Annotated in this window: 26 protein-coding genes; 16 read left to right on the top strand and 10 right to left on the bottom strand. The window is 43.7% G+C overall.

The window, feature by feature from the left end:
• Nucleotides 1-177: 177 nt before the first annotated feature.
• Nucleotides 178-843 (bottom strand): hypothetical protein, encoded by a 666-nt coding sequence (locus tag F891_RS10210; RefSeq protein WP_005263439.1) that lies wholly within the window; start codon nt 841-843, stop codon nt 178-180.
• 101 nt (nt 844-944) lie between these two features.
• Nucleotides 945-1643 carry a DUF3820 family protein gene (locus F891_RS10205; RefSeq protein ID WP_004645595.1) on the bottom strand — a complete coding sequence of 233 codons (699 nt, stop codon included), beginning with the start codon at nt 1641-1643 and terminating at the stop codon, nt 945-947.
• Nucleotides 1644-1974: 331 nt separating this feature from the next.
• Here F891_RS10205 and F891_RS10200 point away from each other — a divergent pair, with 331 nt between their 5' ends.
• The 7 genes from F891_RS10200 to ahpF all read left to right on the top strand — a co-directional run bounded on the left by F891_RS10200 (nt 1975) and on the right by ahpF (nt 10583).
• Nucleotides 1975-3219 carry an alpha/beta hydrolase gene (locus tag F891_RS10200; protein WP_005263436.1) on the top strand — a complete coding sequence of 415 codons (1245 nt, stop codon included), beginning with the start codon at nt 1975-1977 and terminating at the stop codon, nt 3217-3219.
• A gap of 154 nt (nt 3220-3373) precedes the next feature.
• Entirely contained in the window at nt 3374-4624 is a 1251-nt protein-coding gene (glyA, locus tag F891_RS10195) for a serine hydroxymethyltransferase (RefSeq protein WP_004279023.1), read from the top strand.
• Nucleotides 4625-5129: 505 nt separating this feature from the next.
• Nucleotides 5130-5534 (top strand): nucleoside diphosphate kinase regulator, encoded by a 405-nt coding sequence (rnk, locus tag F891_RS10190; protein WP_004279022.1) that lies wholly within the window; start codon nt 5130-5132, stop codon nt 5532-5534.
• A 341-nt stretch (nt 5535-5875) separates the two neighbouring features.
• Nucleotides 5876-6667 (top strand): hypothetical protein, encoded by a 792-nt coding sequence (locus F891_RS10185; protein WP_004279021.1) that lies wholly within the window; start codon nt 5876-5878, stop codon nt 6665-6667.
• 16 nt (nt 6668-6683) lie between these two features.
• The gene (locus tag F891_RS10180; protein ID WP_004279020.1) at nt 6684-7817 is read left to right on the top strand and encodes a toxic anion resistance protein; all 1134 of its coding nucleotides are present in this window, start codon (nt 6684-6686) and stop codon (nt 7815-7817) included.
• 37 nt (nt 7818-7854) lie between these two features.
• Nucleotides 7855-8772, top strand: a complete 918-nt coding sequence (locus F891_RS10175; RefSeq protein ID WP_004279019.1) for a hypothetical protein — start codon at nt 7855-7857, stop codon at nt 8770-8772.
• Between the two features lie 245 nt (nt 8773-9017).
• Entirely contained in the window at nt 9018-10583 is a 1566-nt protein-coding gene (gene ahpF / locus F891_RS10170; protein ID WP_005263434.1) for an alkyl hydroperoxide reductase subunit F, read from the top strand.
• Nucleotides 10584-10833: 250 nt separating this feature from the next.
• Here the strand turns inward: ahpF and F891_RS10165 are convergent, their stop codons facing one another.
• From F891_RS10165 to F891_RS10155, 3 genes are all read right to left on the bottom strand, one after another.
• Nucleotides 10834-11088 (bottom strand): YfhL family 4Fe-4S dicluster ferredoxin, encoded by a 255-nt coding sequence (locus F891_RS10165; RefSeq protein WP_004645588.1) that lies wholly within the window; start codon nt 11086-11088, stop codon nt 10834-10836.
• 2 nt (nt 11089-11090) lie between these two features.
• Nucleotides 11091-12500 carry a prephenate-dependent tRNA uridine(34) hydroxylase TrhP gene (gene yegQ, locus F891_RS10160; protein WP_004645587.1) on the bottom strand — a complete coding sequence of 470 codons (1410 nt, stop codon included), beginning with the start codon at nt 12498-12500 and terminating at the stop codon, nt 11091-11093.
• A 133-nt stretch (nt 12501-12633) separates the two neighbouring features.
• Nucleotides 12634-13044, bottom strand: a complete 411-nt coding sequence (locus F891_RS10155) for a Cd(II)/Pb(II)-responsive transcriptional regulator (RefSeq protein ID WP_004279012.1) — start codon at nt 13042-13044, stop codon at nt 12634-12636.
• Between the two features lie 86 nt (nt 13045-13130).
• Here F891_RS10155 and F891_RS10150 point away from each other — a divergent pair, with 86 nt between their 5' ends.
• The 3 genes from F891_RS10150 to F891_RS10140 all read left to right on the top strand — a co-directional run bounded on the left by F891_RS10150 (nt 13131) and on the right by F891_RS10140 (nt 14378).
• The gene (locus tag F891_RS10150) at nt 13131-13754 is read left to right on the top strand and encodes a cation efflux transmembrane domain-containing protein (protein ID WP_004279010.1); all 624 of its coding nucleotides are present in this window, start codon (nt 13131-13133) and stop codon (nt 13752-13754) included.
• Between the two features lie 171 nt (nt 13755-13925).
• Nucleotides 13926-14177 (top strand): hypothetical protein, encoded by a 252-nt coding sequence (locus tag F891_RS10145; RefSeq protein ID WP_004279009.1) that lies wholly within the window; start codon nt 13926-13928, stop codon nt 14175-14177.
• Nucleotides 14178-14195: 18 nt separating this feature from the next.
• Nucleotides 14196-14378 (top strand): YgdI/YgdR family lipoprotein, encoded by a 183-nt coding sequence (locus tag F891_RS10140; RefSeq protein WP_004279008.1) that lies wholly within the window; start codon nt 14196-14198, stop codon nt 14376-14378.
• A gap of 64 nt (nt 14379-14442) precedes the next feature.
• On the opposite strand, the gene F891_RS10135 is transcribed toward F891_RS10140, so the two are convergent.
• On the bottom strand, nt 14443-15222 hold the full coding sequence (locus F891_RS10135; protein ID WP_004279005.1) for a ferredoxin--NADP reductase: 780 nt from the start codon (nt 15220-15222) through the stop codon (nt 14443-14445).
• A gap of 105 nt (nt 15223-15327) precedes the next feature.
• Here F891_RS10135 and tsaA point away from each other — a divergent pair, with 105 nt between their 5' ends.
• Entirely contained in the window at nt 15328-16047 is a 720-nt protein-coding gene (gene tsaA, locus F891_RS10130) for a tRNA (N6-threonylcarbamoyladenosine(37)-N6)-methyltransferase TrmO (RefSeq protein WP_004731629.1), read from the top strand.
• A 1-nt stretch (nt 16048) separates the two neighbouring features.
• Here the strand turns inward: tsaA and F891_RS10125 are convergent, their stop codons facing one another.
• A complete protein-coding gene (locus tag F891_RS10125; RefSeq protein WP_005103613.1) occupies nt 16049-17299 on the bottom strand; it encodes an MgtC/SapB family protein in 1251 nt (416 codons plus the stop codon).
• A 209-nt stretch (nt 17300-17508) separates the two neighbouring features.
• On the opposite strand from F891_RS10125, the gene F891_RS10120 reads away from it, so the two are divergent.
• The 4 genes from F891_RS10120 (at nt 17509) to F891_RS10105 (ending at nt 21865) form a co-directional block, all read left to right on the top strand.
• A complete protein-coding gene (locus F891_RS10120) occupies nt 17509-19266 on the top strand; it encodes a type IV pilus assembly ATPase TfpB (protein ID WP_004279001.1) in 1758 nt (585 codons plus the stop codon).
• A gap of 93 nt (nt 19267-19359) precedes the next feature.
• Nucleotides 19360-19725, top strand: coding sequence for a NirD/YgiW/YdeI family stress tolerance protein (locus F891_RS10115; RefSeq protein ID WP_004645581.1), 366 nt, complete (start codon nt 19360-19362; stop codon nt 19723-19725).
• Nucleotides 19726-19860: 135 nt separating this feature from the next.
• Complete coding sequence (locus F891_RS10110) at nt 19861-20526, top strand: response regulator transcription factor (protein ID WP_005263430.1); 666 nt, start codon at nt 19861-19863, stop codon at nt 20524-20526.
• A gap of 4 nt (nt 20527-20530) precedes the next feature.
• Entirely contained in the window at nt 20531-21865 is a 1335-nt protein-coding gene (locus F891_RS10105) for a sensor histidine kinase (protein ID WP_005263428.1), read from the top strand.
• Nucleotides 21866-21938: 73 nt separating this feature from the next.
• Here the strand turns inward: F891_RS10105 and hemP are convergent, their stop codons facing one another.
• Nucleotides 21939-22109 carry a hemin uptake protein HemP gene (gene hemP, locus F891_RS10100; RefSeq protein WP_004645578.1) on the bottom strand — a complete coding sequence of 57 codons (171 nt, stop codon included), beginning with the start codon at nt 22107-22109 and terminating at the stop codon, nt 21939-21941.
• Between the two features lie 138 nt (nt 22110-22247).
• Here hemP and F891_RS10095 point away from each other — a divergent pair, with 138 nt between their 5' ends.
• Complete coding sequence (locus F891_RS10095; RefSeq protein WP_005103610.1) at nt 22248-23147, top strand: NUDIX domain-containing protein; 900 nt, start codon at nt 22248-22250, stop codon at nt 23145-23147.
• Between the two features lie 58 nt (nt 23148-23205).
• On the opposite strand, the gene F891_RS10090 is transcribed toward F891_RS10095, so the two are convergent.
• A complete protein-coding gene (locus tag F891_RS10090) occupies nt 23206-23751 on the bottom strand; it encodes a hypothetical protein (protein WP_005103606.1) in 546 nt (181 codons plus the stop codon).
• A gap of 14 nt (nt 23752-23765) precedes the next feature.
• Complete coding sequence (gene mrcB / locus F891_RS10085; RefSeq protein ID WP_005103605.1) at nt 23766-26156, bottom strand: penicillin-binding protein 1B; 2391 nt, start codon at nt 26154-26156, stop codon at nt 23766-23768.
• Nucleotides 26157-26191: the final 35 nt, after the last annotated feature.

Below are 26191 nucleotides of genomic sequence, written 5' to 3'. Positions count from 1 at the left end.
TGCTCACTATATGGCGGGATTGTAATTATTTTTTCTATCACGCTTAAGTCGGATATTCCGAGCTTTAAATTTCGCTTGAATATAAATATTTCAAATAATCAATCAGTTATCTTAAATAATCAAAGCTAGCTTATTGTTAAACTTGCTCATTTAAGAGTTTTAAAGACTAAGATCTTATTAGTCTTCAGCTTTATTTTGCTGTAATTGATCTAAAGCAAAATTGATCTGCTTCAGAATGTGATTCAATTCTTGGGGAGCAATACGGCTTTCCTGAAGGGACGTGATCCATTGCATTTGGCACAGTTTTAAACTGCGCGTATCCGGCGCCTGTAAAATCTGATGAATTTGCTGCTTGGCCATCAAGCCACAATATTTTTGTAAGCTTTCCATCATCATATATTTAAGGTCTTCAAAAGACATAGGTTGCAGTTCAGGCAGCTTTTTTGCATGGCTTGAATCCGTTTCAGCAGATGGAATGTCCTGCGCTACTTTAATGGATTCCATCTCAGGATGGAGTTCTTTTGTCGCAGAATCCGCTGCTATCGAGGAATTCAACGAACGGTGAATCTCAGAGTGTGCCAGATCAACTTTTGTATCTGATCTTGCATCAGCCTGCTTTTGACTGATAGCTACCTCGCCAGTTTCAGCCGGAACGATTAGATCCATGGCATAAAGCTGATCTAAGAGTTCGGCAGGAGCAAGCTGGTGTTTTAAGCCATCATTTAATAAGTTGAAATCCTGGCTGCCGATCAGAACCAATAAGCGGCGTTGGCGTGCGGTCAGTGGGATGGAGCGATCCTGTAGCACCTCGATCCCACGTTGAGTTTTATAAAAATGCATCATAACTGAATAGATGGTTGCTTAAATTCAGCTAGAGCATAGTCTGTGAAAATTACATTAATATGAAGTATTTATTAAAATACAGAGGTTTATTTTGATAAAAACTATAATGTCGTGATCGCCGTATTTTCAAGTGCCTTACGTAAATAAGGATCTAGCTCATCTTGACGCAACAACCATTGCACATAGTCAGCAGGTAGCTCTGCAATAGCGGTGCCGCGATGTTTACCAAAATTAATCGTACGTGGAATTCGGGCATCTTCAGAAGCATCGAATAATTCCTGCATACTGTTGATTTTTAAATGATGCACAATATGCATTAAAATATTGGCCGTTAAAATAATATCCATATCGGCACGATGCGCTTTACGGATCATTTCACGCGCTCTTTCGCTGCCTTTGGTGATCATATAAATCAGGGCAGAAATATTGTGTGCTTCCGCATCTGGCCAGACCCGACGTGCTAAAGCCAGTGTACAAATCGCCTTGATTTTTGAAGTATCTACACCACATTTTTCGATGGCACGGACGTCATAATCAATATTATGGCCGATCATGTAGACGGTTTCATCAGGCAGGCGAAAGGTACTGTAATGCGGCTGACCTTCCAGATCCGATTCCAGAATATGATGCACGGCCATGGCAGCAAAAGAAATGGCTTCGTCACATGAATAAAGCTGATCAAACAGGCGGCTTTTATCCAGACTGATTTTATGCTCTACAATTTCGACAGGCGCATAAGCAATTTCGATGGGTTGACCATTTAAAGTATGCGTTTCGGTATCAAGAATAATGGCCTGCATGTCGGAAATGTGCCTGAAAAGAGAGGAGAGTAAAATCTAACATTATTATTTTGCAACTGACAATTGAATTGCTTTATTTCTGTATTAATTGCAGGCTTTTTAACGTATGACGACTATTTGTATAGTTCTGGAGAGGAGAAATTCTCTATTTTAAAGTTTGTTGATTTCATAATAAATCTAAACCGGTGCGAATTTAATAGAAAAAATAACGCATTCTTTTCTTGATATTGTTTAGATAAATTGGGAAATTACATGTGGTTTTATCGTTTGTTAAAGATAAAACCAGAAAAACTCATTAGAGATGATAATAAATAAGATAAGGATAAGATCGATGAAACGTCAAGTATTGACCTGTACTCTTCTCACATTAAGTGTGGCCTTAACTGCTTGTAACGATGATAGTGATAATGATCGTTTTTACGAGTCCAAACCTGCTCTTCCTGTAAATGATATAGACAATCCGGTGGTGGCAACCCCGGTGGCCTATACTGAAACGGATTTCGCCGGGATCGCTGACGAAAGTGTGATCATGACTTATAAGATGTTAGGGATTAATGGTAAAGAAACACAAGCGACTGCATTGGTGTTCACCCCTGAGGGAACACCACCAGCAAAGGGATGGCCGATCGTCGCATGGGCTCATGGCACGACTGGCGTTGCTGACCAATGTGCACCAAGTCGAAATGCACTGAATCCTTTTATCAGGAATATGATTGCTGGATTTCTTCAAGCGGGATATGTGGTCGTTGCACCCGATTATGAAGGTTTAGGTGAGCCTGGTGGAAAAGAGCTCCATCCTTTCCTGAATCTCAAGAGTGAAGCCTATTCGATTACCGATGCCGTTGTCGCTGCAAAAGATTATTTAGGGACAGATGCATCTAGTCAATGGATGGCTGTTGGGCATTCTCAAGGGGGACAGGCAGCTTTAGGTGCTGCACAATATGCAGCACGAGCTGCTCAAATGACTTATAAGGGGACAGTGGCTCTAGCACCTGCTTCTAATTTTAGCCTGATTTTGTCAGGTGGTGAGGCGCAAGCTGGACAAGAAACCGATCTGGGTAAAAAGATTGAAACTTTGGCGTCTTTAGATACGTTCACGGCATTGATTACTGCCGGTTTACGTAATCCAAACCCAAATCTGCAATATAGCCAGATTTTTAAAACACCGACTGACCAGATCGCTAAGAATGCGGAAACTGATTGCTATGATGTACTGGGTAATAAATTTGGTGCTGCAATGGGACAGTATGCTCAAAATAACGGAACTTTAGAAGGATATCCTCGTACTCAAACTAACTTTATGAGTATTCCAGTCGTAAAGAGCTTCTTGGAAAAAGATTCTCAGCCTTTACTTGTTAAAGTTTCTACGCCAGTGATTATTTATCAGGGTTCAGCAGATAGTACCGTTCCGAAAGCAGCAACAGATGTTTTGGTTGCACTCGCCAATCAGAAACAAACTTCAGTACGTTATATTACGGATGAGTCAAATGCGACTAAATGGGATCATGGTAGCGTCTATGCACTGAATATTCCTAATATTATTTCAGATGTAAAATCTCTAATGCCAATTCAATAACTTATTTTTATCTGAATGGCTCATGTTTTTTTAGATATGAGCCATTTTTATTGCAAACTGAATAAAGTTCATGATCGAAAATTTAAAACTTCATGCTACAATACGCGCCAATCTTAGCACGGCTTAAAAGCCCTAAATCAATAGGACCTCGCTAATGTTTGCCAATATCTCTATCGCTGAATTTGATCCAGAATTAGCTCAAGCAATCTCGAATGAAGATGCTCGTCAAGAAGCTCATATTGAGCTAATCGCTTCTGAAAACTACTGCTCACCAGCAGTTATGGAAGCTCAAGGTTCAAAACTTACTAACAAATATGCGGAAGGCTACCCAGGTAAACGCTACTATGGCGGTTGCGAGTATGTAGACGTTATCGAACAATTGGCGATTGACCGTGCTAAAGAACTCTTTGGTGCTGATTATGCTAACGTTCAGCCACATGCTGGTTCACAAGCAAACTCAGCAGTTTACTTAGCGCTTCTTAACCCAGGCGATACAGTTCTGGGTATGAGCCTTGCTCACGGTGGTCACTTGACTCACGGTGCAAAAGTAAGCTTCTCTGGTAAAACATATAACGCGATTCAGTACGGTTTAAATCCTGTAACTGGCGAGATCGATTACGAAGAAGTTGAGCGTTTGGCGCTTGAGCACAAGCCACGCATGATCGTTGCTGGTTTCTCTGCATACAGCCAAATCGTTGACTGGCAGCGTTTCCGTGAAATCGCGGACAAAGTTGGCGCTTATCTGTTTGTTGATATGGCTCACGTTGCAGGTTTGGTTGCCGCTGGCGTTTACCCAAGCCCGGTGCAAATCGCTGACGTTACTACGACTACGACTCACAAAACACTTCGTGGTCCACGTTCAGGTCTGATCCTTGCGAAAGCAAACGAAGAAATCGAGAAGAAACTTCAATCGGCTGTATTCCCAGGCAACCAGGGTGGTCCTTTGGTTCACGCGATTGCTGCGAAAGCAATCTGCTTCAAAGAAGCAATGGCACCTGAATACAAAGCTTATCAGCAACAAGTAGTTGTGAATGCGAAAGCAATGGCTGAAGTATTAATCGCTCGTGGTTATGACGTAGTTTCTGGTGGTACTGAAAACCACTTGTTCTTGTTGTCTTTAATCAAACAAGACATCACAGGTAAAGAAGCTGACGCTTGGTTAGGTGCTGCTCACATTACTGTGAACAAAAACTCTGTACCAAACGATCCACGCTCTCCGTTCGTCACTTCAGGTATCCGTATCGGTACACCTGCAGTAACAACTCGCGGTTTTGGCGAAGCTGAAGTGCGTGAACTTGCAGGCTGGATCGCTGACATCCTAGATGCTAAAGGCGATGAAGCTGTTATCAACGCGGTGAAAGAGAAAGTTGCAGCGGTATGTGCTAAATTCCCAGTTTATGCATAATCGCTTATAAACGGAAAGGAGCTCCCAACCGGGAGCTTTTTTTATAGCTGTAAAAATAACGATGTAAAAGATGTTTAGACTTGATCGGGCTTATATAGATCAATTTCCATGCCGTAAGAGATTGAGTCATCAATAAAATCATATTGAGTTTTTCTCAATCTGGCTTAAAGTCTTTTATCAACTATTTGTATTTTTAAATGCTTTAAAAGAATGAATGCATTCGTTGCATGCTTTGCTTGAAATTATTTACAGGAATTATTTTCAGAACCTGACACTTTAAAAATAATAGGTTATTGAGCTGAAGATCATGGTAGATGAAGCGCTTGAGTGAATCCCATGTTACTGTAAGGTGGTGCTGATATAAGCGCCGTGAATGACATCATTCTTTTTATTTAAACGTTATATGGATCGGTATCATTTGAATATGGGTAAATCCTGTATTTAAAAATGCTGCTGGCGGTTGATTGATTAATTTTTCATTTATGCATTAAACAAGGTAATAAGGATGACTAAACCCAACATTATTTTATCTGAGCAAGATTTACATCGTCTGGAAACGATGCTGGAGAATCAGAGCAAGCTGAGCGAAACCATGATCCGCTTAGAGGATGAATTGGCACGTGCCGAAGTGGTCGAGCCGCAAGCGATCGCAAGCAATATCGTGACCATGCATTCCCGTGTGTTGTTGACCATTGCACCTTCTACGGAAGCTGTTGAGGTGACACTAGTTTACCCACACGAATTTAAAGGTGAAAAGGGGCAGGTCAATGTCATCGCACCGATAGGTGCAGCCATTTTGGGCTTAGCAGAAGGTCAAACCATTGAATGGCCACAACCGGATGGTAATACCATGAAAGTGACCATTGAAAAAGTGCTGTTTCAGCCGGAGAGCGAAGGGGATTATCTTTAAGCCAGCGTTGGATCATCCTTGAAAGCCATAGCAATATGGCTTTTTTGTATATGGATTTTAAGTAAAACCTGGTGTTGTAAGCATTTAGATCAGATTGAATACATTTTAAAGTTCTAAATGCTTAAAGTTAAACAATTCTCAAGATGCTACGTAGCCATTTATCTCTGTAATTGGATTGTCTTGCCAAAATCATAATTAAAATAAAGATAAAACATGCATTTAGTTAAAGTGATGTAACGAATTTCTGGATAAATATACACAACGCAGTCTGTTTTTTTGCTACATTCGAAGATGTTCTAGACTTCTTTGTTTCACTTTTTTTAAAGGATATCGCCTCAACCATGTCGCGCTTTGAAGCTCTACCTGCCTTGACTGACATGATGCTTGATCGTGAGGAAATTCTGGCGATTAAGCGTAATGAGCTTGTGCCTGTACTGGATAATCAATATGGGCTGAATCATTATGCAGATGCTTTGATTCAGGCACAGTCCGTTCTACTGAATGGTGTAGACCCGCACTTGACCCAACAGTTAAGCCATACCATTGAGCAATTGATTCAGGCTTTGGCAGAATCTAAAAAATATCTGAAAAAACGTAAATTTAATGCCCTACAGAAATGGCTAGGCATCGATCTGGATTATGGCTCAAGTCAGGTGGAATATTATCAACGGCTAGACCGTTTGCTCGATCAGGCCGATCACTTAAGCCGTAAATTGCAGATTGAAATTCAGAAATCGCAGTCACGTTTTCAGCAGCTTTTGGGGTTGCGCGAACAGATGGCCAAGCACATTGTCGCAGCAGACGAGTTTCTGTCTGAATATCCGCTATTCGTCAAAAACCAGCATCCCTTGGATAATTTTTCAGAACGCCTCTCCAAGAAAATTAATACCTTACGTACCTTGCAAAGCAGTAATGACATCGCCATTACCCAGATGCAGCTTTCGCAGCAGCTTTCCTTTAGCCTGCTGGATCGCTTTAAGGAAGCACAGCAGGTCTTGATTCCGGCCTGGCAATATCATGTCAAACAAAGCCAGACGAAACACTCGACAAGTGATCTGGAAAAACTTGATAATAGCCGTGAGAGTCTGATTAAAACGTTAAAAAAATCCCTCGAGAAACCCTCGAAAACATAACAATATAAGGTGAACTATGACCAAGTCTGATTTAGTAAATTTACCTGTTGAAAGCTCGAATGAACTGGTCGAACAAAAATTCCAGCAAATGGACCTGAAAGAACTGGGCTTACAGCCTGCTGACTTTCAGGAGGTGCTGGCTGCACGTAAAGAGTTGCAGAACATGAGTCATAACAGCGTGGCTGAATATGGCAAAAATATTGCGACCAAAACTTCGACCTATACCGATGAATTACTGAATCTGGTGCAAAATAGAGATCTGGATGCGACAGGACAGAAGCTGAATCAGGTGGTACAGGTGGCTCAGCAGCTGAATACCAGCAGTATTCTCAATAAAAAGAAAAGTTCGGGTTTTTTTGGCAATATCATTAGCAAATTCAAAGGTGCGAAAGATAACTTTGATGCGCATTTCAATACCACTAAAGAGCAGCTAGATGTACTGGTGAAAGAGATTGAAACCTCGCAATCCGGTTTGAAAGCACGTGTTGATACCCTGGATAAAATGTTTGACGGGGTACAGGATGAATATAAACAGCTCGGGGTACATATCGCCGCAGGCCGTTTACGCGAACAGGAGCTGCAGCAGGAAATTTCCACTTTAACCGCCTTGCCGCACGATCAGAGCACCACCCAGAAAATTTATGACCTGAACCATCTGGCCAATAATCTGGAAAAACGTGTCAGTGATTTACAGGTATTGCAGCAATCTGCCATGCAGACCTTGCCAATGATCCGGATTATCCAGTCGAATAACCTGATGCTGGTCGACAAGTTCTATGCGATCAAAAACATTACTTTACCGGCGTGGAAAAACCAGATCAGTCTCGCAATTTCATTGAGCGAACAGAAGAACAGTGTACAGCTGGCCAATACCATTGATGATGCCACCAATGAGCTGCTGCGCCGTAATGCTGACCTGTTACATCAGAACTCGGTCGATACTGCTAAAGCCAACCAGCGCTCGGTGATTGACATCGAAACGCTTGAACATGTGCAAAATACCCTCATTAAAACTGTAAATGATGTGATTCAGATCCAGAAAGAAGGTGTACAAAAACGCACAGAAGCAACCGTGCGTTTGAAAGCTTTGCAAGATAATCTGAATCATTTGGTGATTGAATCAAGTACCAGTGGATCCACGCCCAACTAAATCAGGTAGGGCCAAAATCTGAAAGAAGGAGTAGAGATTGCCGCCCTTAGATGAATACGCCGTTAAGCCTCAGGACATCAAGCAGGGGGTAGTTGCACTCAAGAAACGTCAACGCAATTTGATGCTATTGGGTTTGACTACTTCTACCATATTTATAGCCTCATTGATCAGCCTATTTTTCCAGCAGGAACTGGTCTATGGCTTTTTTGGCCTGAGTACCCAAGTACAGCAATTGCATTTACCGGTCAGTGTAGATGCCACACTGGCCAGCATTGGTGATAGTCCGGATTATTTTTTTAGTTTGCTGAGCTGGTTTGGCTGGCTGATTATTAAAATTTTTGCCTCTTTTATCGGTGCATTTTTTGTGATTGGCTTACTGAAAAAGTTGCGTTTCTTTTATGTTCGCTTTCAGTCTTTTGTGCTGAAATTTGTCGCCTGGCTGATTGCTTTTATCGTGATCTGGTCAGGATTGACTTACTGGCAGCATGATCTACGTAATGATCGGGATGATGCTTATCAGCAAGTGGTGTATTATGACAGCAATATTAATGACAGTGAAATTGCTCGTTATCTGGCTGATTCAGAGATTGCAGCACCGGTGAAATCTTATTTACTGGCGCAAACGGCATTGCTGCATAAGCCGCAGGATTTATCTGCCGCAAAACCTTATGTTTTAAACCTGGTTGAAGCAGAAAAACAGGATCCTAAATTTGAACAATATGGTTTCAAGCCTGAACAAATCTGGACCATGCAGCAACAGGTCTATGGTCAAGCCATGACACCAGTCGCCAAGAGTGTAAATACACAGGTGCAACAGGCGGATCAGTTAAATCAGATCACGAATCTGGTTATTATTGGTGTTGCTATTTTATCGGCACTACTTAGCCTAATCTTGTTTTTCTTGGCCAACTCAATCAAGGGTCGATCACTCCGTATCGAACAGCGGATTCATTAATTTCCCAAAATGCTCCTGAATAGGGAGCATTTTTTTGATAAAATTTCAATGCTATTTTTAAGATAACCTATTCAACTTGCTTAACACAGCTCAAAAATTTAAATAAGGCAGTAAAAAAAACTAGGTTTAGCTTAATAATCTAAAATATCGATCAATAAAATAAAAACAACCTGTTTTACCTATTTATGCAATTCATTTAATATCCTGTTATCAAATAAACATTTACTCCTTTGGAGACGTTAGCAATGTTAGACCAAAATACTTCAGCTCAACTTAAAACCTTATTAGAACGCCTGGAAGGCCCGATTGAACTGGTCGCGACTTTAGATGGCTCTGACAAATCAGCCAAAATCCAGGAACTGGTTGCCGAAGTGGCTGCACTGTCTGACCTGGTCACTGCACGCTTTGACGGGACCAATGCACGTGCGCCAAGTTTCGGGATTGCCAAACAAGGTGAGGAACCGCGTGTGTTCTTTGCAGGCTTGCCAATGGGCCATGAGTTCACTTCGCTGATCCTGGCATTGCTGCAAACTTCCGGTTATGCACCGAAAGTCTCGGATGAAGTGCTGGCGAATATCAAGAGCCTGGGTGTTCAATCCAACTTTGACGTATTTGTATCGTTAAGCTGCCATAACTGTCCGGATGTGGTTCAGGCACTCAACCTGATTGCCATCTATAACCCGGGCACTACTGCCACTATGATTGATGGGGCTTTCTTCCAGGAAGAAGTGGAAGAACGCAAGATCATGGCGGTGCCGATGGTATTCCAGGACAACCAGCATATCGGTCAGGGTCGTATGACACTGGAAGAAATCATTGCCAAGCTGGATAGCAATGCCGCTGCCAAAGATGCGAAAAAGCTGAATGCCAAAGATGCCTTTGATGTCCTGGTGATCGGTGGTGGTCCTGCAGGGAATACTTCAGCCATCTATGCAGCACGTAAAGGCATTAAAACCGGGATCGTGGCTGAACGCATGGGCGGTCAGGTCATGGATACCATGGATATTGAAAACTTTACGTCTGTACAGAAGACCCAAGGTCCTAAATTTGCTGCCGAGATGGAAGCCCACGTGCGTGAATACGGGGTCGACATCATGAACCTGCAACGCGTGTCTGATATCAAAGGGGCAGACGAAACGGCCAATGGTCTGGTGGAAGTGACTTTAGAGAATGGTGCCAAACTGGAATCTAAAACCGTGATTCTGTCGACCGGCGCACGCTGGAGAGAGATGAACGTTCCAGGTGAGCAGGAATACAAAACTCGTGGTGTGGCCTACTGCCCGCACTGTGATGGTCCACTGTTCAAAGGCAAACGCGTCGCCGTGATTGGCGGTGGTAACTCGGGGGTGGAAGCTGCGATCGACCTGGCAGGGATTGTAGAGCATGTAACTTTGGTGGAATTTGATACCAAATTGCGTGCGGATCAGGTGCTGCAAGACAAACTGAACAGCTTGCCGAACACCACCGTGATCAAGAATGCCTTGTCGACTGAAGTACTGGGTGACGGTGCACAAGTGACTGCACTGAAATACAAAGACCGTGCTACGGATGAAGAGCATACAGTTGAACTTGCAGGGATCTTCGTGCAGATCGGTTTGTTGCCAAATACGGACTTCCTGAAAGAAACCCCAGTTGAGCTGACCAACCGTGGTGAGATCGTGATTAACGATCGCAATGAAACCAATGTGAAAGGTGTATTTGCTGCAGGTGACTGTACCACAGTGCCGTACAAGCAGATCATCATCGCGACCGGTGAAGGTGCCAAGGCGTCACTGTCTGCTTTTGATTACATCATCCGTTCAGGACAATAAAAAAATAGCACCTGGGTTCCCCAAAACCGAGGTGCTATATCTTATAAATACATTATTATCGCTTTATAGGAACTCAGGACGCTAACACCCGAGTTCCTTTTTTTATATTTATTATTGGAACAGCCAAAAGTGTCCCCACGCACTTTCAGCTGTTCCTTTCCTCTGCACAGTTTTTGTTTTCAACCCTTATTTTTATACTTTCCCCAAGGTTGTTTTTATATAAAGCAATGTTTATTCCATCGCTTCATTTTTAAGATTTAAATAAGTTCAAACCCTTAAATTTTTCCAGTAATTGTTCTTGTGTTTCCCGATACTCCGGATGTGGAACAATGCATTCAATCGGACAGACATCTACACAGGTCTGATGCTCATAAAAACCGACGCATTCTGTACAACGGTTCACATCAATTTCATAAACTTTCGCACCCTCATAAATCGCGTCATTTGGGCATTCCGGTAAACACATATCGCAATTGATGCATTTGTCGGTAATTAGTAGTGCCATATTTAACTCGCTTGATAAGCCAGTGAAGATGCCGAAATATCCATAGTCGAGCTTGGCAGATTACGGATGAGCAGGGCATATTGCATATCAACATCTGCCGGAACTGGAATCTCAACGATATGACCTGAACCTTTGGCGTCTTCGATCAGATTACCTTTTTTGTCTTTCATTTCGGTTAAATTGAAAGTGATATTGCCTTTAGTCGTCATCAGTTCGAGTGAGTCACCGACGATAAAACGGTTTTTCACATCGATCTTGATGTAATCTCCATTGCGCTCCAGTACTTCACCACAGAAAATTTGATGATCAAAACTGGAAGAACCATGTTCATAATTCTGATATTCACTATGCACATGGCGGCGTAGAAAACCTTCGGTATAACCACGATTCGCTAAGCCTTCCAATTGTGTCATCAGTGACGGATCAAAAGGTTTACCCGCAAGCGCATCATCAATCGCTTTACGGTAAATTTGAGCAGTACGGGCGCAATAGAAATAAGACTTGGTACGGCCTTCGATTTTCAGTGAATGCACACCCACTTTAGTTAAGCGCTCTACATGCTGGACTGCACGCAGATCTTTCGAGTTCATAAAATAAGTGCCGTGTTCATCTTCTTCTGCGGCAAACATATCTTCATCATTCCGCTGCAATAACACAGGCTCATCAAACTGATGTTGTTCTTGCATGTGTTGTTCGTCGGCATCTTTGGAGCAGCAGCCTGAATCCAGATTTTTCACTGGAATCACATCACCGGTTTCATCTTCCTTAGCATCCAGCACTTTATATTCCCAGCGGCAGGCATTGGTGCAGGCACCCTGATTGGCATCACGTTTGTTCATATAGCCTGACAGCATGCAACGGCCAGAATAGGCCATGCACAGTGCACCATGAACAAAGACTTCAATCTCCATATCGGGCACTTGCTGTTTGATTTCTGCAATTTCTTCAATCGACAATTCACGTGACAGAATCACGCGGGTCAGGCCCATATTTTTCCAGAATTTCACGGTTGCCCAGTTCACGGCATTGGCCTGAACAGACAAGTGAATATCCATCTCTGGAAAATGTTCACGCACCAGCATGATCAGACCTGGATCGGACATGATCAACGCATCTGGCTGCATCGCCACTACAGGCGCTAAATCACGAATAAAATTTTTCAGCTTGGAGTTATGCGGCTGGATATTGACCACCACATAGAACTTTTTGCCGAGTTCATGTGCTTCTTTAATGCCAATGGCGAGATTGTCATGGTCAAATTCATTATTCCGAACCCGCAGGCTATAACGCGGCTGACCGGCATAGACTGCATCTGCACCATAAGCAAAGGCATAGCGCATATTTTTCAGTGAGCCAGCAGGTGAGAGAAGTTCGGTAACAGTGGTAATGCTCATGATCAAATCGAAAGACATATAAAAAGTACGGCTTTATTCTAATCATCTGGAATTTGGATTCAACCTAGTAAATCACTCGGAAATACGCGATTTGGATGTAAAACAAGGTTCTTTTTTAAGTAGGGAATCCTCCATAAAATATCTTCAATATTCAGTCATTTTCAGGATTTTCAAGCGTTTTTAAAATCTGGCAATGATCAATAGTGGTTGGGGTGTTGCAACGTTCTCTCAGTGTGATCAGTTGCCGTTCAAATATTTGTAATTCTTTAATTTTATTTGAAATATCCGAAAGATGCTGATCAATCAATTGGTTTACGGCACAGCACTCCTGCTCCGGATTTTGTTCAAGTTGAATCAGGGTTTCAATCTCTTTTAATGACATGTCCAAGGCACGACAACGCTTGATAAAAAGCAGTCTTTTTAATGTGTCTTCACCATAATAACGATACTGATTACTTGCTCGAAAATTCGGCTGAATAAAGCCTTTTTTCTCATAAAAACGTAAGGTATCGGTGCTTAGACCAGTTTTTTTGGCCATTTCTGAAATCAAATAAACTGACATATCGCCCTCATGCTTGACCTTGGAGTTAGTCCATAGTTTCTAATCAATTTATCGTATTTTGGATAAAAAATCATCGGGGGAGTTATATGGCCTGTAGTTGTAGTCCTGAACCGGCACCCATCAAGCCCAACAGCAAATTTAGAGCAGCGCTATGGATTGCCTTGCTGGTAAACTTCACTTTATTTGTAGTGGAGCTGATCGGTGGTGCATATGCACATTCATCAGCCTTGTGGGCAGACGCGCTAGATTTCTTTGGTGATGCCGTCAATTACGGGATTTCTTTGGCTGTACTTGGTGCGAGTCTGTATTGGCGGGCAACAGTCGCTTTGGTAAAGGGGATGACCATGGCATTGTTTGGTCTGGTAGTGATTGGCAAAGTGATTTACGCCTATCTGCAAGGCATTCCACCTGAAGCACTGACAATGGGCCTGATTGGCATCCTAGCCTTAGTGGCGAATGTATTTACAGCAGCAATTCTTTATGCTTTTCGTGAAGGTGATTCCAATATGCGGTCGGTCTGGCTCTGTAGCCGTAATGATGCAATTGGCAACTTTGCGGTCATTTTGGCAGCCGTAGGCGTATTTGGTACAGGCAGTCTTTGGCCGGATATTATTGTGGCTGTAATTATCGCTACACTCGGCATCACATCAGGTTATCAAGTGATTAAGCAGTCTCTGGAAGAAAGATCACTTAAACATAAATCCAGCTAATTTTTATATTTAAAGCTGTCCTGCAGGGCAGCTTTTTATTTATTTCCATTTTTATAATATTTGAAAAATAAAGCTTTACAAATAAACAAATTAAATTAGAATCTCTGGCGAAATTCAGAAAATATACATAAATTTTAATAATTTAGTTTTTTGCATCGTGCGAGGGTTAATGTGAATTTAATTAAAATTTTTTCAATATTGGCAATATCGGGGCTAGCCGCTTGTAGTTCCAAAGTCGTGACTTATGATGCAACAGGAAAAATCATCGGTTCATGTATGGCGACGCGTGGCCTACTTTCGACCGCAAGTGCACATTGTAGTGGTTCAGGCGATGCCTTAGGTGTGAATTACAATACGCCAGATGCGAATACAGGCCTATTACCAACGCCACCAAGCCAAAATCAGATTAATTTAAAACCGTAAATAATAAAGGGGAATATCATGAAATTATCAGCACTTATTGCACTTGTAGCGACTGTTGTATTGACGGGCTGTGCATCGTCAGTAACTACATTTGACTCTCATGGCCGTATGATTGGTTCATGTAAAGCGCAAACGGGTTTCATCATTGCAGGTGGCGCAGGCTGTTCAGGTTCTGCAAACCAGGAAGGTCGCGATCGTTAATTATTTAGTGATGGTTCCAATAAAAAACCGGACTTTTAAGTCCGGTTTTTTAGTTTAGAAAATCTTATTTTTCAACGAATGCACGTTCAATCACGTAATCGCCTAAAACGCCCATTTTCGGAGATTCTTTCAGACCGTGTTGATCAAGAAGCGCAGCAACGTCATCTAGGAATGCAGGGCTACCGCATAACATGGCACGGTCAGTTTCCGGGTTGAAACGTGGCAGACCGATTTTTTCAAACAGTTCACCGGTTTCAATCGCGGTGGTTACACGACCTTGGTTTGGATATTCTTCACGGGTGACGGTTGGGTAATATACCAATTTTTCTTTCGCGCCGAGTTCAGAGAAGAATTCATGATTTGGCACTTCATTCAGGATCAAATCTTGATAAGCCAGTTCTGAAATGAAACGGGTACCGTGAACTACGATGATTTTTTCAAAACGCTCATAAGTTTCAGGATCGCGAATAGTCGACAGGAACGGTGCAAGACCAGTACCAGAAGAAAGAAGGTAAAGATTTTTACCTGGGTTCAAGTCATCAAGTACCAATGTACCTGTCGGCTTTTTAGAAACCAAAATGTCATCACCGACTTTGACTTTCTGTAAAATCGAAGTCAGTGGACCATCAGGCACTTTAATTGAGAAAAATTCTAACTCTTCTTCGTAGTTGGCGCTTGCAATTGAATATGCGCGCATTAACGGCTTGCCATTGACTTCAAGGCCGATCATTACAAACTGACCGTTTTTAAAACGCAAAGCAGTGTCACGAGTCGTTTTAAAAGAGAATAAAGTATCATTCCAGTGGTGGACGTGAGTAATCTTTTCGACGTTAAAAGCAGCCATTAAAGGTCTCAATAAATTATCAAATTAGAACAGCTTGCTATTCTAATCTAAATTCATTCTCGATAAACTGAATATATTTAATTGAGCTTATCAAAAAAAGTGATGATGACTGAACTGACGCTGCCGATTATTGGTTATATGCGTTCTCCCTATAAAGAAAAATTTGGTATTCCTCGTCAGCCGAATCTGGTTCAGGTCGAAAGCTATATTGAAATGGTCGGGTCCTATAATGACCTGCTCGCCTTTGAGGGAATTGAAGAATTCAGTCATTTGTGGCTGGTCTGGCAATTTCATGACAATAAAAACCAGCACAACAGCCAGTTTCGTCCACAAGTGCGTCCGCCGCGTTTGGGTGGTAACAAGAAAATAGGCGTGTTTGCTACGCGCAGCATGTATCGTCCATCACCGATTGGTTTATCTGTGGTCAAACTCAAAGAAGTGAGAAAAGTGAGCAAACATGTTCGAGTGTATGTGACAGGGAGTGACTTGCTCGATGGCACGCCAATTATGGATATCAAACCTTATATTCAATATTCGGATGCCATCATTGAAGCACAAAGCGGTTATGCACAGGATGAACCACCACGTAAAACCGTCATTTGGAGCGATGAAGCGGAGCAGCAAAAGCAACAATTACTAGGAAATGGAAAAATTTCTGTGCAGACTATTCAGGAACTGGAAGCTGTCTTATCTTTAGATCCAAGACCTGCATATCAGGAAGATGAAGAACGGGTATATGGGATGAAGTTTGCAAATGTTGATATCCATTTCAAAATTCATGCTCAGCAAGTGCTAATTGTTGCTATCCAGCATATTCCTTCCTAGATTATAGGTTCCACCACAAAACCCCAATCAACACTGCCATATGCAAAATCTGCACAGGCGCAAAATAAAGGACAAACTTCCAGCCACCGGTCAAAGCTGCATTGGCTGACTTGGCCAGGGCATGAGCACCCAGACCTAAAAGCAGGGCATAAATCAGACGCATATTTGAAGGATCGCCTTGAACGACGACACTGGCCATCGCGGCATGAATCTCGAATAAAGAGGCGAGCAAGGTCCCGGCCAGTAAGCCGGCATCCCCGAGCCAGACCTCCAGTCCGTAAACTCCAGCCTGAATCAATGTTAATGTGACTGCAATAATCACAGCTTCTTTTAAGCTGAACATCTGGCTGTCTGACGATTCCATGCTCGGCGCAGGTTTTGCCTTGCGCAATAATAAAAATGCACAGGCTGCCAGAAGGATTACGGCAACTAAAGAGGGCAAGAGCAGGATTTTAAGCCAGCTCCAGGATACGCCCCCGATCACAATCAATAGCAACACAATAGTCGAGATACAGGACATCAGCGCGGCACCGGCATTCGATCGTGCATCCATTTCACCTTTACGGACCTGTAAGCCCAACTGAGCGATGGTCGCCGTACTGGAAACAAAACCGGAAGCGATGGAGGACAGCATCAGGGCATTTTTAGTCGAGAAAAAGCGTTTCGCAATATGAGCCAGAGCTTGTACCACTAAAATTAAGGTCAGTAATTTGAGAATAAGATAAGGATTAAGCACTTCGCCCCAAAAAGGCCGGTCAGGGGTCAGCGGCAGACCAATCAAAATTAAGGCCAGTAATAATAGTCCATCCCTAAATTCGGCTTCTTTAATCCATTTTCCGGCAATATTGTGCATGGTATGTTTGGCCATCAAAATACCGGTTAAGAGCACAGAAAGACCGGCTGCCAGAGGAATATTCCACAAACACATGGCGCCAACAAAATAGGTCATCACAAATGCAAGCTCTGTGGTAATGCCCGGATCATCAGGCTGATTTTTGATGGATAAAATGACCATACCACCCACGATCAAAGCACCTATTACAGCAATCACGATTCCAAACAGGAAACACAGTGCACCCAATAAAGCACAGATTGCAAAGGAACGTAAGCCGGCAAAACTCGGTTGCTGCTCACGTTGTTTATGTCGTTCCCGCTCCAGACCAATCAATAGGCCGCAGCCCAATGCCGAGGTGAGTATCGTGAGCAGTTCATGAAAAGAATGCGCATGCAGGGGAACCGCAGTCAGATCCATCTGTGACCTCAGCAAGCTAAGAGTTGATTATTTAAAAATATATGTGATGAGATCAGGTTTGCATAGATTAAAAATGTTGCGGTAACGATCAAATCCATTCTTTACTTTCTTTTTGAGATTGAAATAGAAACGTACATTCAAAAGGTGGGGAGCATGCGAAAAACTGCAAAAACTTGTTATAGTGGAGGCAAGTTTGGGGACTGATAATAATGAAATTTGACTTTGAAATGGATACGGCATGGTGTCTAGACCAACTCTTTAAAGACGGTAAAATCAGTGAACGCGACCGAATGCTGGTACAAACCACTCATCGGCAACGTGAACAATTAAAATGGCACCCTTTACAGTGGATTGCCAATTTTAATCTGGTCGATCAGTCCCATCCCCAAACGACTTTGACCCTGAACCGTTTATGTCAGTGGCTGGCAGAAAAAACCGGATTGATGTTCTATATTATTGATCCGCTTAAAGCTGATGTACAGGCATTGACCCATGTCATGTCGCAGGAATATGCACTGCGCAACCATATTTTGGCAGTAGAAATTCAGGCAGACAAAGTTCTGATCGCCACGGATCAGCCTTATAAAACCGAATGGGTGTCGAATCTCGAGCAAAATATTTCCCCGAAAAAAATACAACGGGTATTACTGAATCCAGAACAATTACAACGTTATATTACTGAATATTATCAGGTCAGTCGTGCAGTCAGTGGTTCACAAAAATCCTCTGCCTATGACCGGGAAAATAAGGGCGTCGAAGCCTTGCTGCAATTGGGTGATTCACAGAATCCGGATGCCAATGACCAGCATATTGTCAAACTGGTGGACTGGGTGCTGCAATTTGCCTTTGAACAAGGTGCCAGTGATATTCACATGGAACCACGTAAAGACACCGGCAAGATCCGTTTCCGGATTGATGGGGTGCTGCATACGATTTACAATATGCCGGCCAATACATTGACCGCCGTCATTTCCCGAATCAAGATTCTGGGCCGAATGAACGTGGCGGAAAAACGTAAGCCACAGGATGGCCGACTGAAAACCCGCACGCCCAAAGGACAGGAAACTGAACTGCGCCTGTCGACCTTACCGACAGCTTTTGGTGAAAAACTGGTAATGCGTATTTTCGATCCGGAAGTGCTGGTGAGAAGTTTTCAGCAACTCGGTTTTGAAGGTCATCTGCTCAACGACTGGAACAATCTGACCAGTCATAGTCATGGCATTATTCTGGTGACCGGTCCGACCGGTTCCGGTAAAACTACTACGCTTTATTCAACTCTGAAGCAGCTGGCGACTGAACAGGTCAACGTCTGCACGATTGAAGATCCGATCGAGATGCTGGAACCTAGCTTTAACCAGATGCAGGTCAATAATGGTATTGATCTCGGTTTTGCTGACGGCGTGCGCGCACTAATGCGTCAGGACCCGGACATTATCATGGTTGGAGAAATTCGTGATCAGGACACTGCCAATATGGCGATTCAGGCAGCATTGACCGGTCACCTGGTTCTATCGACTTTACATACCAATGATGCGCCGTCGAGTCTGACCCGTCTGCATGATTTAGGCGTACAGCCATTTTTGACAGCAGCAACCATCTTGGGTGTTCTGGCTCAACGTTTGGTTCGTAAGCTGTGTCCACACTGCAAACAGGAAAGTTTCCTGAACGAGCAGGAGTGGCAGCATCTGGCAGCCGATTATCCTTTGCCGCGACCGGAATTTGTCTTTAAGGCGGTAGGCTGTGAAGAATGTCGGCATACCGGCTATAAAGGCCGTATCGGGATTTATGAGTTTATGCCACTGAGTCTGACCACCAAACAGTTGATTGGTGCGGATGCTAACCTGAACCAGCTGCGTCAGCAGGCGAAAAAAGAAGGCGTAGAGCCGCTCAGAATTGCCGGGGCGCGCAAGATTCTGGAAGGTGTGACCACGCTTGAAGAAGTCCTGAGAGTGGTGCCCTTAAATTAATTTTGAAAATGAAGCAATCTTAAGATTCAATTCATGTTTGGCTGTTTTAATAGCATCATCGAAACAAGGCAAGACTTTAAAGAGGTAACTGCGATGAAAATGATGATAAATACGGTTTTGGCAGCTGCATTGATGGGTTCTATCGCGACAGCTACGATAGCAAGTAGTGACACGGCTGTGAATCAGGCCGCTTTTGCTAAATCGACTACAGTCAAACAGGCACTGGCCATGAAAGATGACAGCAAAGTTCAGCTCAAAGGTTATGTCGTGAAAGCAGTCGGTGATGAAAAATACCAGTTCCGCGACAGTACAGGCACCATTACGGTTGAGATTGATGACGAACTTTGGCAAGGCAAACCGATTTCAGCCAAAACACCGGTAATCATCACAGGTGAAATCGACATTGATTATAAACCGGCAAAACGTGTTGAAATTGAGGTTGATCAGGTTCGCTTCTAATATCGCCTGATTTGCTGAAATCAGTTTGAACATAGCAACAAAAAACCACATGCAAGTTACCAAAAAGCATGTGGTTTTTTTGAGTCTGCTGCTTTTTCAGGGCAAGATAGAACAAGGAAGCAAACGGAGCAGAATATGCGTATTCTTTTGGCAGAAGATGATCAGTCTCAGGCAGACAGTATCCAGACCTGGCTGGAAATGGATGGTTATGTGATTGATCGGGTAGAGCGCGGTGATCATGCGATCCTGGCGATTGAACAGCATCAATATGACTGCATTTTGCTGGATCGCGGCCTGCCGAATGCCACTGGAGACGAGATTTTGAAAAGTTTGCGCAGCCAACAGCAAGATACGCCGGTGATTTTTATTACGGCCAAAGACAGTATTGATGACCGGGTTGAAGGTCTGGATTTAGGCGCGAATGATTATCTGGTCAAACCTTTTAGTCTGGAAGAACTTTCGGCCCGGGTACGTGCCCAGCTCAGACAGAAGCAGCAAACACCGAATCATATCCTGCTCTGGCAGGATCTCAGTCTGGATACTCAAGCCAAAACCCTGACTAAAGAAGGTCAAGCTGTGAATCTGACTGCGAAGGAATTTCAAATTCTATACAAGCTGATGCAGCAGCCTGAACATATTGTCACCCGTGAACAGCTGGAAGAATCGCTGTACGCCTGGGGCGATGAAATTGAAAGTAATGCCATTGAAGTATTTATCTATCAGCTGCGTAAAAAAATTGGCAGCCAGATGATCAAGACCATTCGTGGCTTGGGCTATCGTATGCATAAGGCTGAGGCTTAACCCCATGTCGGCTGCTATTTCCCTGCAAACCCGGCTGATCAAACATGCACTGTTTAGTTCCATCTTGGCTGGAATATTGGCCTGGCTGCTGTTATTGGGAATTTCCAGTTATCAAGCCAGTCAGCTGCATGATGAATTAATGGAGCAGATTTCTGAGTTGCTGCTTGGCGATGTGACCCAGGCCAAAGACGCCCAGGTCGATGAACTCAGTGAACAGTTCGATATCCAGTATGCCTTGTTGCTGGATCAGCAGGTACTGACAACTTCGATTGATGATGAATTAATTAATCCCATTCCAAAAGCACAGAACAACGGCTTCCAGTTTGCTTATGAAAATGGCCATTTTATCCGTATTCTGACTGCGGAAGATGACGACCTTCAGGTCAAAATCGTACAGCCACTTTCAGTACGTTTCGATGAACTCTGGCAAACCACCTTGGGCTTTGCCGGGATCTTATTCATCTTATGGCTAGTGCAATGGCTGATTTTGCGTGTTGCGATCAGACGCCAGTTACGGCCATTAAACAAGATTTCCCGCGCGATTGGTTCCAAGACTGCTCAGGATCTGAGTCCTATTAAAACACCTGACCCTGAAATCACTGAACTGCAACCGATCATTCGTCAGCTGAATGCCATGCTCGGCCGGCTGGAGAAATCACTGGCTGCTGAACAGCGCTTTACTGCAGATGCTTCACATGAGCTGCGTTCGCCACTGTCTGCGATTCAAATGCGGCTACAGGTTTTAAAACGCAAATATCAAGATGATGCACAGCTCCCTCAGGCATTACAGTTGATCCAAAATGATGTCAACCGCGGTACGCAGGTGCTGGAAAATTTACTCTTGCTGGCACGACTCGATCCGGAGCGAACAGGGCAATTAGCAACGCAAACGATTAATCTTAAGAATCTGGTTCAGGAGGCTTTGCAGGCCTTGCAGCCTTTTGCAGAAGAAAAAGACATTCATTGGAATCTAAAACTTGAGGATGCTGTGATCGAAGCGAATCCAGAACTGATTTTTAGTTGTATTCGCAATCTGGTCGACAATGCGATCCGTTATACGCCGCAACAGGGACAGGTCGAGATCCGAACAGTTATTGAGCAGCATCAGATACAGTTACTGATTGAAAACTCAGGAGAGGGGATTGCTGATGAGGTACTGGAACGTTTAGGTGAACGTTTTTATCGGGCTTTGGGTACGCGAACTCAGGGTTCGGGTTTAGGCCTGTCCATTTGCCAGAAAATTATGGCACTGCATGCAGCTAAAATTGACTATGCGCCGTCGGACTTGGGTGGACTTAAAGTGTCATTGAGTTTTGAGCCTGATGGCAAAATCTCATGATTAGAAGATTAAAAAGCAGTATGCGCTGATTCATACTGCTGCTTCCCACGTTTGTTATTTTAGATTGTTTTAATTATTTGGTCAGAATAAGACGGTTGTTGCGGGTCAGGCGCAAGCGGTATTCTTCGCCGGCATGCATGATCCGGATTTCACGACCCAGTGCAAACAGATTGTTGGAGTGCAGCATTGGCAAGGCATGGTGAGTATCATTGTTACGGGTGAATAGGCTAAATGGGGCGTTCATTCCGTCGACTCCGTGGTGTGTTTTGGATTGATTTAAATGATAATCATTATCGAATAGATCTGTCAACGAAATATTGAGCAATTTATAAAAAACTCTAATTTGCTTACAATCTGTAAAACTTTACCGGTTCTGTACATCATGACTAAAGCTACAATTCATGTCGCAATTGCGCTTTTATTTTATCAAAATCAGGTTCTAGTCGGCTGGCGTGAGGCCAAGCAGCATCAGGGCAATAAATATGAATTTCCAGGCGGAAAAGTTGAACAGGGCGAATTACCAGTCGAAGCCTGCCGCCGCGAAGTGATTGAAGAGGTCGGGGTTGATATCGAACGCTGGCATGCTTCTGATTTTATTTCTCATGAATATGAAGATCTCATCGTCAATTTGCATATTTTTCATGCTTCAGTACAGCCTACTCAACTGGCTGAAATCAAACAGCCTTGGCGTTGGTATAGCCGGGAAGAACCTGGTCAGCTGAATTTCCCGAAAGCCAATCAGTCCATGATTCAAAAGCTGCAATGGCCGCAGCGCATCAAGATTGCTGAGGATCTGGATATCTTATCAAGTCTGGATACAGATCAAATGTTGTATTGGCGCGTGGAAGCAACGCCTGAACGGATCATGCAATTACAGCAATATCCGGTAGATCAACTCTCCAAGTTAATCATTAATCAGCAGCTTTGGTCACAACTGAATGAATTGCAGCAGCAGACGATTCGTACGATTCATCTAAAACAGATTCAATTGATGGACTTGAAACAAGGTGAATTGAAATCTGGTTATCGTTATCTGGCAGCCTGTCATGACCTGAGTGCTTTAATGCATGCAGAACAGATCGGTTGTGAAGCAGCCTTGCTGAGTCCGGTACTGGCGACCGCAACGCATCCGGACACGCCTGCGCTAGGCTGGGAGCAATTCAAGCAAATGGCAGAGCAGGTACAGATTCCGGTTTTTGCTTTGGGTGGAATGAAGGCTGATGAGCTTGAGTATGCAAAAAGCCAGCACGCTTATGGCATTGCCGGCATTCGCTATATTTAAACACTTTATTTATAAAATAAATTTTCTATTGGTAAGTCAGTTTCTATGGAAAATTATCTTAAAGCTTTTTCAATGCCTGTTGAGCTTGCTGAATCGCTTTGGCATTTTTCCGCAACTGAGCAGATTTAAGGCGCACTTGCCAAAGCTGCTTTTTCATGGCACTAGATTGTGCATAACTCAGGCCACGTAAGGCAAAAGCATCGGCGCTTGCTGGCTGATTTTTACGGTTAGCAATCATACCCAAGTATAAATAGGTTTCCGGTGCCTGAGGGGCCAGTCGCTGTGCCTGAGTTGCAGACGCTTCAGCTTGAGCGAACTGCTGCTTGGTATAGGCCTGCTGGGTTTGCTGCATCAGACTCTTGAAAGCCGGCAGATTACGGCCATCATCAAACTTTTGGCTTTTCGGCTTCTGTTCAGGAATGACAATTTTCTGACGTTTGATGTCAGGACGGTCATAAGGCGTAATCACTACGCTGTCTGGCGTTTTTGCCTTAGGTTTTTCCGTCGCAGGCTTGACTGGGGTAACTGGCTTTTCTGGCTCAGAGATACTTTGGCAGCCCACCAGACTGAGGATGAGCAAACCAGGGAGGATTTTTCTTAACATAAACATAGACTCAATTAATGGCTATAACTTCCACTGGCGATAATACGGGTTTCGCTCTCAAGATCGCGTTCTATTTCTGTTTCACTTTCTTGTATGTAGCGACTCATATCATCCTGTTCAGCATCAGATGGCGCAGGTTCTGAATCAATATCATAAGGTTCCGTCGCATAGTGCGAGATGCCGCAGGCAGTCGCCTGATTTGGCAGGGCATGACGCGAAATCGGGATATACATGGCGCCTTCACAGCCTTGTGCAGACAACAAACCCGTATGACGATCTAGCCAATGCCATTCGATTTCATTCGGCTGTGGCAGATTCACCGGTTTCTGGCGCAACTGTTTCATGACATTGGTCCAAACGGGCAGGGCACCCGATGAACCGGTCAAGCCAGTGACTTTATTGTCATCCAGACCGAGCCAGACCACGGTCATATAATTACCTGAATATCCGGCAAACCATGAGTCACGGCTGTCATTCGTGGTACCGGACTTACCGGCAAGATTCAGACTGCGTGGCAAGCTGTTATAGGCTGCACGGCCTGTACCATTCGACATGACCTGTTGTAAGCCATAATTCAGGGCATAAGCGGAAGCAGGATCAATAGTCGGTTGTACACTCAGGCTATAACGATCCAGAGAGCGGCCGTTGGCATCCACCACAGAGCGGATGGCTTTAGTTGGATATTTAAAGCCGCCTGTAGCAAAGTTGCCGTAAATGTTCATCACTTCCATCGGGGACATATCTACCGCACCCAAGTAAATCGACGGATAAGATGGAATATCTGAAGTTACACCAAATTTTTTCAGATGATTAATAAAGGTAGACAGGCCAAATTCTTGTGCTAAACGCACAGTAGACAGGTTATAGGATTGCGATAGTGCTTGTGACATTGGAATGACACCATGTCCGCGACCACTATAGTTTTTCGGCGTCCAGGTTTTGCCATCACTCTTAATGCTGATTTCACTGTCTTCAATCGGGCTCGCCCAGTGATAACGGTTCGATTCTAGTGCGCTCAGGTAAATCACAGGCTTTAATAGGGAACCGACTTGACGCTTGGCATCGACTGCACGGTTAAAGCCGGTAAAATCTTGAGTAGAACCTAGTGCGGCCACCAGCTCACCATTTTCCGGATGCGATACCAATACCGCACCCTGTAAATCTTTCAGGCGACCCGGATTGGATTTGCTTAAACGCGCCACCGTCTCTTTAAAGCTGTCCTGAATTCTGGTTTGGGCCAAAGGATCTAAAGTAGTGAAAATTCGCAGACCCTGATTGGTCAGATCGGTTTCCTGATAATCTGTGCGTAATTGACGACGTACAATATCCAGAAAATCCGGGAAGCGGGCAGGGCCTAAAGTCGGTTTTGAAATGACATTTAACGGACGTGCGGTTTCTTTTTCATATTGTTCCTGAGTCAGATAGCCCATCACCAGCATATTATTCAGGACGATATCACGGCGTTTTTTCGCACTTTCAGGATTGCGCCATGGATTGTATAGACTCGGGCCTTGGACTAAACCCACCAAAAATGCTTGCTGGGAAATATTCAGTTCACGCAGTGGCAGGCCAAAATAAAACTGCGATGCCAGACCATAACCATTAATGGAGTAGTTACCATTCTGGCCGAGATTTACCTCATTCAGATAAGCTTCTAGAATTTCATTCTTGTCATAATGCAATTCAATCAGCATCGCCATAAAGGCTTCATTCACTTTACGTTTTAAGGTGCGCTCAGGGGTTAAATAGAAATTTTTGACCAGCTGCTGGGTCAAGGTTGAGCCACCCTGACGTTTACCACCGGTAATATTGCTGACTACGGCACGTGCAATACCACGCGGTGAAACCCCATGATGCTCATAGAACTTACGGTCTTCGGTCGCGATCAGCGCTTCGATCAAGGGCTTAGGCACTTTATTTAGCTTGATCAGCACACGGTCTTCGTTATGCTGCGGATAAATCCCACCAATTAATAAAGGTTCTAAACGCGCAATCCCGCTTGAAGACGGTTTGGTTGCGCTGACTTCTGCAATCTGTTCACCGCTGAAACTGACTTTCAATATTTGTTCCGGTTCAACCCGGTCACCAAAATCAAAGCCGCGTGTATGCACATACAGGGTATTACCCGTGGTGACAAAGTTGCCTGATTTAGTATAACTATCCGAATTTTTATAACCGAGTAATTTTAATTCTTGTTGGAAATCCTGCAGGCTGACTGGGGCATTCACGTACACTTCCATCGGACGTGCGAAGACCTTGGCCGGAATATCCCAGCGCTGACCTTCAAACTTGTCGCGTACAATATTGTCTAATCTAATCAAATAGATACTAAATGCTACAAAGATAGAAATGACAATAATAGAAAAAATTAAGGCAAGAAACCCCATGCCACGTTCAGATTTCATAAATACTTATAAGATCCTGTGAAATTGTGCTAATC

This window comes from Acinetobacter sp. CIP 101966, from assembly GCF_000369725.1.
GTDB classification, from domain to species: Bacteria; Pseudomonadota; Gammaproteobacteria; order Pseudomonadales; family Moraxellaceae; genus Acinetobacter; species Acinetobacter lwoffii_Q.
This window is presented reverse-complemented; position numbering and strand designations above follow the sequence as displayed.